General features: G+C 65.7%; 11 protein-coding genes. 5 read left to right on the top strand and 6 right to left on the bottom strand.

The genetic code is table 11. From position 1 onward, the window contains the following. Positions 1 to 65 precede the first annotated feature (65 nt). The 5 genes from rhlB (at position 66) to ACNFBT_RS01395 (ending at position 6,988) form a co-directional block, all read left to right on the top strand. On the top strand, positions 66 to 1,592 hold the full coding sequence (gene rhlB / locus ACNFBT_RS01415; protein ID WP_416745794.1) for an ATP-dependent RNA helicase RhlB: 1,527 nt from the start codon (positions 66 to 68) through the stop codon (positions 1,590 to 1,592). Positions 1,593 to 1,893: 301 nt separating this feature from the next. Then, positions 1,894 to 3,852 (top strand): methyl-accepting chemotaxis protein, encoded by a 1,959-nt coding sequence (locus ACNFBT_RS01410; RefSeq protein WP_416745792.1) that lies wholly within the window; start codon positions 1,894 to 1,896, stop codon positions 3,850 to 3,852. A gap of 347 nt (positions 3,853 to 4,199) precedes the next feature. Further along, positions 4,200 to 5,147, top strand: a complete 948-nt coding sequence (locus ACNFBT_RS01405) for an ornithine cyclodeaminase family protein (RefSeq protein ID WP_416745790.1) — start codon at positions 4,200 to 4,202, stop codon at positions 5,145 to 5,147. A gap of 13 nt (positions 5,148 to 5,160) precedes the next feature. Beyond that, the gene (locus tag ACNFBT_RS01400) at positions 5,161 to 6,291 is read left to right on the top strand and encodes an NAD(P)/FAD-dependent oxidoreductase (protein ID WP_416745788.1); all 1,131 of its coding nucleotides are present in this window, start codon (positions 5,161 to 5,163) and stop codon (positions 6,289 to 6,291) included. 73 nt (positions 6,292 to 6,364) lie between these two features. Next, a complete protein-coding gene (locus ACNFBT_RS01395; protein ID WP_416745786.1) occupies positions 6,365 to 6,988 on the top strand; it encodes a helix-turn-helix transcriptional regulator in 624 nt (207 codons plus the stop codon). A 621-nt stretch (positions 6,989 to 7,609) separates the two neighbouring features. Here ACNFBT_RS01395 and ACNFBT_RS01390 read toward each other — a convergent pair. The 6 genes from ACNFBT_RS01390 to narH form a co-directional block, all read right to left on the bottom strand. After that, positions 7,610 to 8,386: an ABC transporter substrate-binding protein gene (locus ACNFBT_RS01390; RefSeq protein WP_416745784.1), complete on the bottom strand. Its 777-nt coding sequence runs from the start codon at positions 8,384 to 8,386 to the stop codon at positions 7,610 to 7,612. A 760-nt stretch (positions 8,387 to 9,146) separates the two neighbouring features. Next, the gene (gene moaA, locus ACNFBT_RS01385; RefSeq protein ID WP_416745782.1) at positions 9,147 to 10,133 is read right to left on the bottom strand and encodes a GTP 3',8-cyclase MoaA; all 987 of its coding nucleotides are present in this window, start codon (positions 10,131 to 10,133) and stop codon (positions 9,147 to 9,149) included. A 121-nt stretch (positions 10,134 to 10,254) separates the two neighbouring features. Further along, on the bottom strand, positions 10,255 to 11,073 hold the full coding sequence (locus ACNFBT_RS01380; protein WP_416745780.1) for a peptidylprolyl isomerase: 819 nt from the start codon (positions 11,071 to 11,073) through the stop codon (positions 10,255 to 10,257). A gap of 53 nt (positions 11,074 to 11,126) precedes the next feature. Continuing rightward, a complete protein-coding gene (narI, locus tag ACNFBT_RS01375) occupies positions 11,127 to 11,813 on the bottom strand; it encodes a respiratory nitrate reductase subunit gamma (RefSeq protein WP_416745778.1) in 687 nt (228 codons plus the stop codon). Between the two features lie 2 nt (positions 11,814 to 11,815). Next, the gene (gene narJ / locus ACNFBT_RS01370) at positions 11,816 to 12,556 is read right to left on the bottom strand and encodes a nitrate reductase molybdenum cofactor assembly chaperone (protein ID WP_416747164.1); all 741 of its coding nucleotides are present in this window, start codon (positions 12,554 to 12,556) and stop codon (positions 11,816 to 11,818) included. Between the two features lie 17 nt (positions 12,557 to 12,573). Beyond that, positions 12,574 to 14,109 (bottom strand): nitrate reductase subunit beta, encoded by a 1,536-nt coding sequence (gene narH / locus ACNFBT_RS01365; protein WP_416745776.1) that lies wholly within the window; start codon positions 14,107 to 14,109, stop codon positions 12,574 to 12,576. Positions 14,110 to 14,117: the final 8 nt, after the last annotated feature.

Raw genomic sequence — 14,117 nt, 5'->3', positions numbered from 1 at the left:
TTCGCCCTGCGGGCATCTTGCATTACACTGGCGGCCGTTCATTCCTTAACCAGTACGAGATCACCGTGCTCAAAGCACTCAAGAAAATCTTCAGCAAAGGCGAGGGCGAACAGCCTGTCGCCACGCCGGCAGCCCCCGCCCCCGCTGCCTCCGAGCCCGCCCAGAGCGGTGAGAAACGTCCGCGCAAACCGCGCAATCCGCGCCCCGAAGGCGAAGCTGCCGAGAAACAGGCTCGCGCCCCCAAGGGCGACAAGCCCCGTGCCGAGCGTTCCGAGAAAGCCGAACGCGGCGAAAAGATCGAGCGCGCCGACAAGCCCCGCGAGCCCAAGGCCGACAAACCGCGCCGCGAGCGCAAGCCGCGTCCGCCGGTGGTGGACAACTGGAAGCTGGAAGATTTCGTGGTGGAGCCGGCCGAAGGCAAGACCCGTTTCCACGACTTCAACCTCGACCCGCGTCTGATGCACGCCATCCATGACCTTGGGTTCCCCTACTGCACGCCGATCCAGGCGCAGGTGCTGGGCTTCACCCTCAAGGGCCAGGACGCCATCGGCCGCGCCCAGACCGGCACCGGCAAGACCGCCGCGTTCCTCATTTCCATCATCACCCAGCTGCTGCAGACCCCGCCGCCGAAAGAGCGCTACATGGGCGAGCCGCGTGCGCTGATCATCGCGCCGACCCGCGAGCTGGTGGTGCAGATCGCCAAGGACGCCGTGGGCCTGGCCAAGTACACCGGCCTGAACGTGATGAGCTTCGTCGGCGGCATGGACTTCGACAAGCAGCTCAAGACCCTGGAATCGCGCTTCTGCGACATCCTGGTGGCCACCCCGGGCCGCCTGCTGGACTTCAACCAGCGCGGCGAGGTGCACCTGGACATGGTCGAGGTGATGGTGCTGGACGAAGCCGACCGCATGCTCGACATGGGCTTCATCCCGCAGGTCCGCCAGATCATCCGCCAGACCCCGTACAAGGGCGAGCGCCAGACCCTGCTGTTCTCCGCCACTTTCACCGACGACGTGATGAACCTGGCCAAGCAGTGGACGGTCGACCCGGCCATCGTCGAGATCGAGCCGGAGAACGTCGCCAGCGACACCGTCGAACAGCACGTCTACGCCGTGGCCGGCAGCGACAAGTACAAGCTGCTGTACAACCTGATCGCGCAGAACGACTGGACCCGCGTGATGGTCTTCGCCAACCGCAAGGACGAGGTGCGTCGCATCGAGGAACGCCTGACCAAGGACGGCATCAGCGCCGCCCAGATGTCCGGCGACGTGCCGCAGCACAAGCGCATCAAGGTCCTGGAAGGCTTCCGTGAAGGCAAGATCCGCGTCCTGGTCGCCACCGACGTAGCCGGCCGCGGCATCCACGTCGACGGCATCAGCCACGTGATCAACTTCACCCTGCCCGAAGATCCGGACGATTACGTGCACCGCATCGGCCGTACCGGCCGCGCCGGCAGCACCGGCACCTCGATCAGCTTCGCCGGCGAGGACGATGCCTTCGCCCTGCCGCCGATCGAGGAACTGCTGGGCCGCAAGATCAACTGCGAAATGCCGCCCACCGAGCTGCTCAAGCCGGTCCCGCGCAAGCACTGACCGCTTGTTGCACCACAAGAAGGCGAAGCCACCCGGCTTCGCCTTTTTTGTTTCCATCGGCGTTACGTCCGGTGACGCCTTTGCTGTCCGTTCCCGCCCCAGCACATCCCATTCGTCCCGCCGGACCCGCCGGGACGACCTTGAGCTAACCCACCACAAACAATGGCAACACGCCATCCTCCTGCGCCGGCATCAGTCGCGCGCCCTTTTCGATCATTTTTATTTACAGACGTAAATTAATTCGCACGCTTCTTGCACAGCAAGCGAGAACAATTCCAAGAAACCTCGCCGGAATCCTCCCATGTCCCTGCGCGCCAAACTTGCCCTCAGTTTCCTGTCGATCGGCCTGCTTCCCGTACTGGTGATGGCTATCGTGGTCTACCTCCAGGCCAGCCGGGCCCTCGAAGAGCAGAGCCTGAATGCCCTGGAGGCGGTCGCCAGCATCAAGCAGCGGCAATTGATGGACGCCTGGAAGGCGCGGCACGACCAGCTCAGCAGCCTCGCCAACAGCCTCGGCAGCAACTACGCCGGCCTCGACAACGACGCCCTGGTGACCACCGCCAACTACGACCGCCCGGTGTTCGAGAACTTCATCAAGACCTTTGGTTACCGCGAGCTGCGCCTGGTGGCTGTCGACGGAACCGTGGTCTTCAGCCTCGGGCGCGGCGCCGACTATCAAAAGAACGTCGGCGCCCCGGAATGGCGCGACACCCCGTTCGGCAAGTTCATCCGCGCGGCCCTGGACGGCGGCAAGGCCAGCATCAGCGACCTGGAGCCCGCGCTGGACGACAAGCAGCCCGTGCAATGGCTGGCCGCACCGATCAAGGACAATGACAAGCTGAAATTGCTGCTCGTCCTGGAACTGCCGCTCACCGCGATCAACGAGGTGATGCAGAACCGCCAGGGCCTGGGCGACGCCGGGGAAACCTACCTGGTCGGCAGCGATGGCAGCCTGCGCTCGGACTCCGCGCGCTTCGCCGATCATCACGTGCGCCGCGACAAGGAAAGCCCCGCCGCCCTGCCCGGCCAGGCCATCGAGAAGGCCCTGGCCGGCGAGCAGGGCCGCCTCGCCGAGAATGGCCTGAACAACCAGCCGGCGCTGAAATCCTTCGTGCCGCTGAACCTGGACGGCCAGCACTGGGCCTTGGTGGCGGAAATGGACCAGGACCAGGCCTTCGCCCCGGTCCGCAAGCTGATGTGGCAGATTCTGGTGCTGGGCCTGCTGACCCTGTTGGGCGTGGCCGCCGGCACCTGGCTGGTCAGCCGCAGCGTGATGCGCCCGCTGGGCGGCGAGCCCGCCAGCATGGCCGCGCTGGCCCAGCGCCTGGCCAACGGCGAACTGCGCCTGGGCGACGACGCCAGCGCCAGCAGCGGCCTGATGCAGGCCCTGCGCGAGATGACCGCGGCGTGGCGCCAGGTAGTCGAGCGCTTGCGCCAGGCCAGCGAGGCCGTGGGTGACGCCAGCGGCGACATCCTCGACGCTGCCGGGCGCACCAGCAGCCACCTCGACCAGCAGCAGGAAGCGCTGGAAATGGTGGTCAGCGCCGTCGACCAGATGGCCGCCACCGTGCAGGAGATCGCCGGCAGCGCCAGCCGCAGCGCCGATGGCAGCGCCGCGGCGCGGGAAGCCTTCGTCGCCATGCAGAGCACGCTGCAACACATGATCGGGCGCCAGGACCAGTTGCTCGTCGGCCTGCGCCAGGCCGATGGCGTGGTGCAGACGCTGGCCGGCGAAAGCCAGCAGATCGGCTCGGTGCTGGACGTCATCCGCTCCATCGCCGAACAGACCAACCTGCTCGCCCTCAATGCCGCCATCGAGGCCGCCCGCGCAGGCGAAGCGGGCCGTGGTTTCGCCGTGGTCGCCGACGAGGTGCGCAGCCTCGCCCAGCGCACCCGCAGCGCCACCGACGAGATCGTCGCCATCGTCGGCAGCCTGGGCGACTCCTCCGTCCAGGCCCAGGCGAGCATGAGCGGGGCCAGCGAGCAGGCCCATACCCTGGAACAGGACACCCAGGCGGTACTGGCAACCCTCGGCGCGCTCGACGAATCCCTGCAAGGCGTCCACGCCATGGCCTTCCAGATCGCCGCGGCGGCCGAACAGCAGGCCGCCACGACCCAGGAAGTGAACCAGCACATGCACCGCCTGAGCGACATGACCGTGGAAAACCGCAAGACCGCCGCCCACACCCGCGATTGCGGCGAGCACCTTCGCCGCGTGGCCGGTAGCCAGGAAGAATTGGTGGCACAGTTCAAGCTGTAGATTTTCTGCACAGGGTGGTGGGCTCTCGTAGGAGCAACTGTCTTCTTCTGGGGAGTCCGTGCCGATGCATCCCCCTCACCCCAGCCCTCTCCCTCAGGGAGAGGGGGCAGTCCGAGCCGACTGACACGACGGTTTCATCCGGCACCGAACGATCCCCTCTCCCCCTGGGAGAGGGTTAGGGTGAGGGCCAACCCGAGCACAGATAAATCTCGTAGGAGCGGACTCCGTCCGCGATGAGCCCAGCACCATGCGGATCGCGGACGTACCATCCACCCGACCATCCGCCCTTGCCGATCAAGACAATAGAGTCCAGAATGGATAAATAAATCCATTTCCGGAGTCTCGCCATGTCCGCCGCCACGCCTCTCACCCTTAACCAGGCCGACGCCGAACGCCTGCTCGAACAGGTCGACGTGCTCCAGGCCATGCGCGACATGTTCGCCGAGCTGGCCACCGGCAATGCCGTGCAACCCGCGCAGCAGCTGGTGGAATTCCCCAACGGCGGCGGCGACTTCATCAACTACCTGGGCGTCCTGGCCTCGCAGAAGGTCTACGGCGTGAAGACTTCGCCCTACATCGTGCGCCAGCCCAAGTCGCTGGTCACCGCGTGGAGCCTGCTGATGTCCATGGAGACCGGCCAGCCGCTGCTGCTGTGCGACGCCGGCAGCCTGACCACCGCGCGCACCGCCGCCACCACCGCCCTCGCGGTCCAGGAACTGGCGCGCCCTGACGCCAAGCGCCTGGTCATCGTCGGCAGCGGCCCGGTCGCCCGTGCGCACCTGCGCTACGTCGCCGGCCTTCGCGACTGGCAGAGCATCCGCGTCTACTCGCCGAACCTGAGCGCCGGTGTACTGGCCCAGTTCGGCGCCATCGACTCCCGCGCCGAACCGGCTACCAATATCGAAATCGCCGTGGCCGATGCCGACGTGGTGCTCCTGTGCACCTCTTCCGGCACCCCGGTGCTCGACCCGGCCATTCTCACCAAGCCGGCGCTGATCACCTCCATCAGCACCAACGTCGCCCGCGCCCACGAAGTCCCGCCGCAGTCGCTTGCGCAGATGGACGTGTACTGCGACTACCGCGCCACCACCCCGGCCTCCGCCGGCGAGATGCGCCTGGCCCGCGACGAGCACGGCTGGGACGGCAGCATCCGTGGCGACCTGCCTGAGCTGGTCAGCGGCCAGGCCGTCAAGCCGGAGTACCAGCGCCATGCCTTCTTCCGCTCCATCGGCCTGGGCCTGGAAGACGTCGCCCTGGCCAATGCGCTCTACCACCTGCAACTGAAGAACGCCTGAGTCGGAGACGAACATGATCGAAGTCGACTTCCTCATCATCGGCGGCGGCATTGCCGGCGCCTCCACCGGCTACTTCCTCTCCCGCCATGGCAAGGTCGCCGTGCTGGAGCGCGAATCCCACGCCGGCTACCACTCCACCGGCCGTTCGGCGGCGCTCTACACCGTCGCCTACGGCACGCCGCAGGTGCGCGCGCTGACCGCCGCCAGCCGCGCCTTCTTCGACAACCCGCCCGAAGGCTTCGTCGAACACCCGATCCTCACCCCGCGTGGCGAGATGACCGTGGACTTCGAAGGCAACCCCGAAGAACTCCAGCGCCAGTACGAGAGCGCCCGCGCCAGCGTGCCGGAAATGCGCCTGCTGGACGCTGACGAAGCCTGCGCCATCGTTCCCGTCCTGCGCCGCGAGAAGGTCCACGGCGCGATGATCGACCCCAGCGCCGCCGACATCGACACCGACGGCCTGCTGCAAGGCTACCTGCGCGGCATCCGCCGCAACGGCGGCAGCGTGCAGCTGGACAGCGAAGCCCTGGAAATCAGCCGCGTCGACGGTATCTGGGCAGTACGCTGCGCGCAGGAAACCTACCGCGCGCCAGTGCTGATCAACGCCGCCGGCGGCTGGTGCGACAAGATTGCCGAACTCGCCGGCGTCACCCCGCTGGGCCTGACGCCCAAGCGCCGCGCCGCCTTCCTGTTCAGCCCGCCGGAAGGCGTCGATAGCCACGCCTGGCCGGTGCTGGTGAGCCTGGACGAATCCTTCTACTTCAAGCCCGACGCCGGCATGCTGCTCGGCTCGCCGGCCAACGCCGACCCGGTGGAACCCCACGATGTGCAGCCCGAAGAACTGGACATCGCCCTGGGCATCTACCAGATCGAGGAACACACCACCCTGAGCATCCGCCGGCCGAGCCACACCTGGGCGGGGCTGCGTTCGTTCTTCGCCGACGGCGACCTGGTGTCCGGCTTCGATCCGGCCACCCCCGGCTTCTACTGGGTCGCCGGCCAGGGCGGCTACGGCATCCAGACCTCGGCGGCGATGGGCGAGGCCAGCGCCACCCTGATCCGTGGCGAGGCGCTGCCCGAGCACCTGACGCGCCACGGCCTGACCGCCGAGATGCTGTCGCCGGCGCGCCTGCTGCAGAACTGACCGTGACAGCCCGCGGGCGCTTGCGGCACACTCGCCGGCGCCCGCCCGGCCCCATCGTTCGAGAGCCTTGCCCATGACCGCCGCAGACCCGCTGGACAACTACAAGGCGATCGCCGACGCCATCGCCACCCTGTTCTTCCCCCACGCCGAGGTGGTCATCCACGACCTGCGCAACCAGCGCGTGGCCTATCTGGCCAACAACATCTCCAAGCGCGAGGTCGGTGATGACTCGGCGCTGGAAGACATGCTCGAAGGCAGCGGCGAGGAGCGCAACATCGGCCCCTACGAGAAACTCAACTGGGACGGGCAGAAGATCCGCTCCGTCAGCACCGTGCTGCGCGACGGCAAGGGCGAGCCGCTGGCGGTGCTGTGCATCAACCTCAACATCACCCTGTTCGAGACCGCCAAGGCGGCGCTGGACCTGTTCCTCTCCTCGACCAAAGTCATTCCCCAGCCGGACGCACTGTTCCGCGACGACTGGCAAGAGCGCATCAACACCTTCCTGCATGGCTGGCTGCAGCAGCGCCAGCTGAGCCTGTCGACCCTCAGCCGCGACCATAAGCGCGAGCTGGTGCTGGCGCTGCATGCGGAGGGGGCGTTCAAGGGCAAGAGCGCGGCGAACTATGTGGCCAATGTGCTGAATATGGGGCGGGCGACGGTTTACAAGCATTTGAAGGAGTTGAAGGAGGAGGTCTGAGCCGGCTCCTTCTCCCCTGCTTCACCTCGGCACGTTGCCCATCGCGGACGGAGTCCGCTCCTACGCAGGCGCGAAGCCATGTGCCTCCTGGCAACAACGAATTCATCCGCGATGGATTTCGCTGACAAGGGCTAGGCGCCCCCGTCCTTCCTACGAAAGCGCACTGCGCGTCTCGCTCTTCGCTCTCGCCCTTACGATTTCCAGAGAAATATCCGCGCGCTCCGAATGGCCCCGTTCAGGAGGCCTCGTTGAAGCGGAGTTTCAGGGGTTGAGCGACATGGATGTCGCGAGAGCTGCGATGGGCCAGGGACGGCCCTTCGCAGCGTGCCCCTGAAACTCCGCTTCAACGAGGGAATTTTTCGCCTAAGCGAAAAACCGGATGTCCGGGGCAAGCCTTCTTGGTTACTTCTTCGGCGCTTGGAAGAAGTGACTCGCCCGAGGGGGCGAAACAAGAAGTCGGCGCCTATGCCGAAGCGGCGCAGGAATACCCAAGTCAAAGCAGCGCATTGGCGCCGGGGCATACGCCGGCCCTGCCGACGGATCGCGGGCATGGCCCGCTCCTAGAGGGAAAAACGAAAAAGGCCGCCCGAAAGCGGCCTTTTGCAGGACTCGACGAAGTGATCAGTCCCCGTAGATATCGCTCTTGAAGTACTTGCCTTCAATTTCCTTGTACTTGCCATTGGCCCGCAGCGCATCGATGGCGGCGTTGAGCTGGCCGACCAGCTCGGTATTGCCCTTGCGTACCGCGATACCGGCACCCTCACCGAAGTATTTCGGGTCCTTGAACTCCGGCCCGACGAAGGCGAAACCCTTACCGCGTTCGGTATCCAGGAAGCCGATCTGCAACGGGATGGAATCGGCGAATGTACCGTCCAGACGGCCCGCGACCAGGTCCAGGTAGATCTCGTCCTGGCTGGTGTAGCGCACCACATTGGCGCCGGCCTTGCCCAACACCTCGGTGGCGAAGCGGTCGGCCGTGGAGCCACGCTGCACGCCGACGTTCTTGCCCTTGAGCTGGCTGAACTTATCGTCCAGCTGCGCGCCTTCCTTCATCACCAGGCGACCGGGGGTGAAGTAGTACTTGTGAGTGAAGTCCACCGAACGCTTGCGCTCGTCGGTGATGGTGATGGACGACAGCGCGGCGTCGATCTTGCGCACCTTCAGCGAGGGGATCAGGCCGTCGTATTCCTGCTCGATCCACTGGCACTTGCGCTTCATCTGCTCGCACAGGGCGTTGCCGATGTCGTAGTCGAAGCCGGCGATGCCGCCCTCGGGCGTCTTGAAGGCGAAGGGTGGATAGGCCGCCTCGATACCAATGCGCAGCGGCTTGTCGTCGGCGTGGGAGAGGGTGGCAAAAGCGGCCAGCAACAGGCCGCCCAGCAGGGCTTTGCGATTCATCGATGAACTCCGTTGTGTGGTCGCCGGGGAGGAGCGCCGGCCGTTACGTCTTGGCAGTGAGTACGGCATTTCTTGATTCGTCCAGGGGCGCGACACGAACGGTCGCAGCGGCATTGCCTTGCCCTCACCCAGGCGAACGACTTCTTGTTCTGGTCGGTCCACGCGCGGACGCGCGTAAACTTAAAATCCAATCTGGACTAAAAAGTACAGAACGTCAATCACCCCTGACGTGGGCTCCGACCGTAGGGCGTACAACCGTTCGCGGTTGTACGCCGATTCACCAAGCGCATCGGCGACTCCGTGTTCAAGCTCGGAGTACGCTTTGGCCACGGTTAAACGGCGTATAACGTCGAACGTTATACGCCCTACGTACTGGCTCGGCGCGGCAGCGTCCTGCGACAGCCCGGCGCACTCTCCTTTGCTGCCCCGCCGCTACTCCTTCGGAGGAATGTCGGCAACGCGGCGCTGGCCTTAGGCTCGTGGTGTTCCAGCCAATCCGAGGAGGACTCGAACAGCTCATTCGCATGATTTTCCGTAGCTTCCACGGTTCAACTTGGCAGATTGCCCGAGGCCCCGCGATACGCTCATGTCGCCGGGGCCTTTTCTTTTTCCCGGTGAAAAGCGCTGCTCTTGAAGACCTGGAGCTAGGGTCGCCCTCACCCCAACCCTCTCCCGCAGGGAGAGGGGGCTGCTCGGCGTGGCCGGATAGTGAGGCAGGCAAGGCAAAGGGCAGGCGCAGGGCCCGCAGTGGGAGGAAGGATCAGCCGCCGCTGAGGTTCATGAAGCGCAGCACCTGCACGTCGCCAACGGTAAATTCGTGGCGCGCCGGCTTGCGCTGCAAGGAGCCATGCAGCGCTTCGAGGATGGGGTCGTCGTGCAGCGGATGGCGGCGCAGCAGGCCTCGCAGGTCCAGGGAGTGATCGTGGCCCAGGCACAGCAGCAGGCGGCCCTCGGCGGTCAGGCGCAGGCGGTTGCAGGTGGCACAGAAGTTGTGCGAATGCGGCGAGATGAAACCGATGCGCGTACCCGGGTGCTGCGCCAGGCGCACGTAGCGCGCCGGGCCGCCGCTGTGTTCGGCGCTGTCCAGCAGTTCGTGGCGCTCGGCGATCAGCGCGCGGACTTCGTCGCTGGAGCAGAAGCTTTCCTCGCGCTCGCGGCCAACCTGCCCCAGGGGCATTTCCTCGATGAAGCTGATGTCCAGCCCGTGGGCAATGGCGTAGTCCACCAGCGCCGGCACCTCGTCCGCGTTGCGGCCTTTCATGACCACGCAGTTCAGCTTGATGCGCTCGAAGCCGGCTTGCTGCGCCGCGTCGATGCCGCGCAGCACCTGTTCCAGGTGGCCGGTGCGGGTGATGGCGGCGAAGCGTTGCGCATCGAGGGTGTCGAGGCTGATGTTCAGGCGGGAAAGACCGGCGGCACGGAGATCACCGGCCAGCCGGGTGAGCTGCGAGCCGTTGCTGGTCATGCACAGTTCGCGCAGGCCAGGCAATGCGGCGAGGCGCTCGCAGAGGTGGACGATGCCGGGGCGTACCAGCGGTTCACCGCCGGTAAGGCGCAGCTTCTTCACCCCGCGCTCGACGAAGAGGCGCGCCACCCGCTCGATCTCTTCCAGGGTGAGCACCTGCTGGCGCGGCAGGAAGCGCATGTTTTCCGACATGCAGTAGACGCAGCGGAAGTCGCAGCGGTCGGTTACGGACAGGCGCAGGTAGTCGATCTTGCGACCCTGGCCGTCGATCCAGTCGGACATGGTGTTTCACTCCAGCCGGTCGTCATGCCGTCAGGTGCGGCGGCGACCGTTATTCGTATCCGTTTCCGAAGCCCCTCCCCCCTGGGGAGGGATGGTCGGGAGAGAGGGGCCCGGAACCGGTTCACTGCACCAGCGGACTCTCCGCACCGTCGAAGGCGAAGCCGTCGATCCGGGCCTCGCCCGCCAGTACGCTGATGTACTGGCTGACCGCACGCTGCAGCACCTGCGCGCGCAGGTAGGCGGCGATGCGCGGGCGCGCTTGCTCGAAGTCCAGCGGCTCGCCGCCGTCGCGCTCGATCAGCTCGACGACGTGCAGGCCGTAGCGGCTTTCCAGCGGATGGCCGAGCAGGCCGGGTTGCTGTTGCAGCAGGCGTTTCTCGAACTCGGGGACGGTCTGCCCCGGTTCGATCCAGCCCAGATCACCGCCGTCGTCCTTGGACGGGCAGTCGGAGAAGCGCATGGCCTTCTCCGCAAAACGCTCGGGGTGTTCGCGCAGCTCGGCCAGCAGTTCCTCGGCCTGTTCGCGGGCCTTGGCGCGGCCTTCCAGGTCGTCCGGCGCGCAGCCCAGCAGTACGTGGCGCAGGCGCATGCGCCAGGGCGCGGTCAGACGGGTCGGGTTGGCTTCGTACCACTGGCGGCAGCTGGCTTCGTCGGCTTCGGGAACGCCGACTTCACGGTCGATCAGGGCGCGAATACGCGCTTCTTCCGGGGCCTCGCCCTCCTCCGCCTCGGCCGCAAGGCCCAGCGCGTCGGCGCGCTGCACCAGCAGCTGGCGTATGACCAGCGCGCGACAGGCGGAGTACAGGGCTTCGGCGTGGCTGGAAGCGGGATGGTATTGCAGTTCGCGGGCCAGTTCGTCCTCGGCGATGGCGACGCCGTTGACGGAGATGGCGGGCAGGTCGACGTGTTCGACCTTGGCTTCGTAGTGGGAGCAACTCATTTTCGCTTACCTCCGGATGGCGGATAACGCCTGTGGCGTTATCCGCCGCTTGTTCACGCTGCGCGACGCTTGGTACGGACCACCTGGTAGCGGCGGCCGAAGTACCACACCGGGGCGCTGACGATGTGCACCAGGCGGGTGAAGGGGAACAGCACGAACAGGGTCAGGCCGAGGGTCACGTGCAGCTTGTAGACCAGCGATACCGGCGCGATCGCCTCGGCGGCGGCCAGCGGCTGGAAGGTGACGATGGACTGCGCCCAGTTGGCCAGCATGACCATCACCGAACCATCCAGGTGATGGGTGGAGGCAACGATGGTGGACAGGCCAAGGATCAGCTGGACGTAGAGCACCAGCAGGATCATCAGGTCCGACGCGTTGCCGGTGGCGCGCACGCGCTCGTTGGTCAGGCGACGCAGGATCAGGCCGGTCAGGCCGATGAAGCAGAGGATGCCGAAGAAGCCGCCGGAGACCATCGCCAGCAGTTGCTTCTGCTCGGTGCTGATCAGGTGCTCGTAGACCGAGTGCGGGGTCAGCAGGCCGACGAAGTGGCCGGCGAGGATGAACAGCACGCCGAGGTGGAACAGGTTGCTGTACACACGCATGCCCTTCTTGCTCAGCATCTGGCTGGAGCCGGCTTTCCAGGTGTATTGCGAGAGGTCGAAACGCGCCCAGCTGCCGATCAGGCAGATGAGCAACGCGACGTAGGGATAGACCCCGAAGGCGAGAAGATCGAGGGACATGTTCAGACTCCTTCTCGGGCCGCGCGGTACTGCATCTGCGGCACCGGCTGGGCGACCCACTGCATGGGTTGTTCGGCGGACGTGGAAACACGTCGCGCACTGGTGGACGGGCAACCGGCGGCGGGCTCTGTGAAGCTCACCGGGGTTTCCTCCCAGGCCTTGTCGATGGCTTCCAGGCTGTCGTCGCGCACTTCCTGCTCGCGGTCGCGCTTGAGCGCGCCGAGATCCGGTTGCTCGCCGGACAACTCCAGCAGGCCCTGGAACACGGCGGCGTAAGCGCTGCCACGCTCCTCCAGGCGCAGTGCGATCAGCGCGAGAATGTGCGCGACTTCGGCCAGGCCGACCCGCGCCGACTCGGCGTCCTGCAGGGCGAGGAATTCCAGGTACAGCGGCAGGTAGTCCGGCAGCTCGTTGACGTCGATGGCCAGGCCCGCCTGGGTGTAGCGGTCCATCAGGTCGACCATGGCCTGGCCACGGTCGCGGCTCTCGCCATGCACGTGCTCGAACAGCAGCAGCGACACCGAGCGGCCGCGTTCGAACAGGCCGTCGTAACGGGCCTGCACGTCGAGTATGTCGCCCTGGCATAGCTCGTTGAGCAGCGCGGCGAGGCCGTCGCGCTGCTGTTCCGGCAGGTCGCAGGTGCGGATCAGGGCGTGCAGCGCCAGGCTCTCCTCGCGCAGTTCGACGCGCGGGTAGTCCAGCAGCAGCGCACTGAGTTTCAGTAACTGGCTGTGGCTTTCCATGGAAATGGTCATGGTGCTCACTCCTGGATCTGCACGGTCTGGATGACGTTGCGCTTGTCCACGGCCTTGCCGCCGAACAAGTTCACGCCGGAGTTACTGGAGCAGCCGTTGCCGAAACTGAAGCCGCAACCCGAACGCTCGGCGAAGGCATCCGACAAGGCCTCTTCGCGATGGGCAGACGGAATGACGAAGCGGTCTTCGTAGTTGGCGATGGCCAGGTAGCGGTACATCTCTTCCACCTGGTTCACGGTCAGCCCGACCTTCGCCAGTACGTCCAGATCCTGTTTGCCTTCCACGTGCTCGGAGCGCTTGTAGGCACGCATGGCCAGCAGACGCTTGAGGGCCAGCAGCACCGGGGCGGTGTCGCCGGCGGTCAGCAGGTTGGCCAGGTACTGCACGGGGATGCGCAGGGACTCGACGTCCGGGATCACCCCGTCGCTGCCGATATGGCCTTCGGAAGCGGCGTTCTGGATCGGCGACAGCGGCGGCACGTACCACACCATCGGCAGCGTGCGGTATTCCGGGTGCAGCGGCAGGGCCAGCTTCCAGTCCATGGCCAGCTTGTACACCGGCGATTTCTGCGCGGACTCGATGACGCTGTCCGGCACGCCGTCCTTGCGGGCCTGTTCGATCACTTTCGGGTCGAACGGGTCGAGGAAGATTTCCAGCTGCTTCTGGTACAGGTCGCGCTCGTTCTCGCAGGTGGCCACTTCGTGGATGCGGTCGGCGTCATACAGCAGCACGCCGAGGTAGCGGATGCGGCCCACGCAGGTTTCCGAGCAGACGGTCGGCTGGCCGGCCTCGATGCGCGGGTAGCAGAAGATGCACTTCTCGGATTTGCCGCTCTTCCAGTTGAAATAGATCTTCTTGTACGGGCAGCCGCTGATGCACATGCGCCAGCCGCGGCACTTGTCCTGGTCGATCAGGACGATGCCGTCCTCTTCGCGCTTGTAGATCGCGCCGCTCGGGCACGAGGCCACGCACGCCGGGTTCAGGCAGTGCTCGCACAGGCGCGGCAGGTACATCATGAAGGTGTTTTCGTACTCGCCGTAGATGTCCGCCTGGACCTGGTCGAAGTTCTTGTCCTTGCGGCGCTTGGCGAATTCGGTACCGAGGATTTCCTCCCAGTTGGGGCCCCACTCGATCTTCTGCATGCGCTGGCCGGAGACCAGCGAGCGTGGGCGGGCGACCGGCTGGTGCTGGGCCTTGGGCGCGGTGTGCAGGTGCTGGTAGTCGAAGTCGAAGGGCTCGTAGTAGTCGTCGATTTCCGGCAGGTCCGGGTTGGCGAAGATGTTCGCCAGCACGCGGAACTTGCCGCCGATGCGCGGGACGATGGAGCCGTCGGCGTTACGCTTCCAGCCGCCCTTCCACTTCTCCTGGTTCTCCCACTCTTTCGGGTAACCGATGCCGGGCTTGGTTTCGACGTTGTTGAACCAGGCGTACTCGACGCCTTCGCGGCTGGTCCAGACGTTCTTGCAGGTGATGGAGCAGGTGTGGCAACCGATGCACTTGTCGAGGTTCAGCACCATGCCGACTTGCGAACGAATTTTCATGGCAGTAA

It is taken from the genome of Pseudomonas sp. NY15181 (assembly GCF_048068055.1).
Lineage (GTDB): Bacteria > Pseudomonadota > Gammaproteobacteria > Pseudomonadales > Pseudomonadaceae > Pseudomonas.
This window is presented reverse-complemented; position numbering and strand designations above follow the sequence as displayed.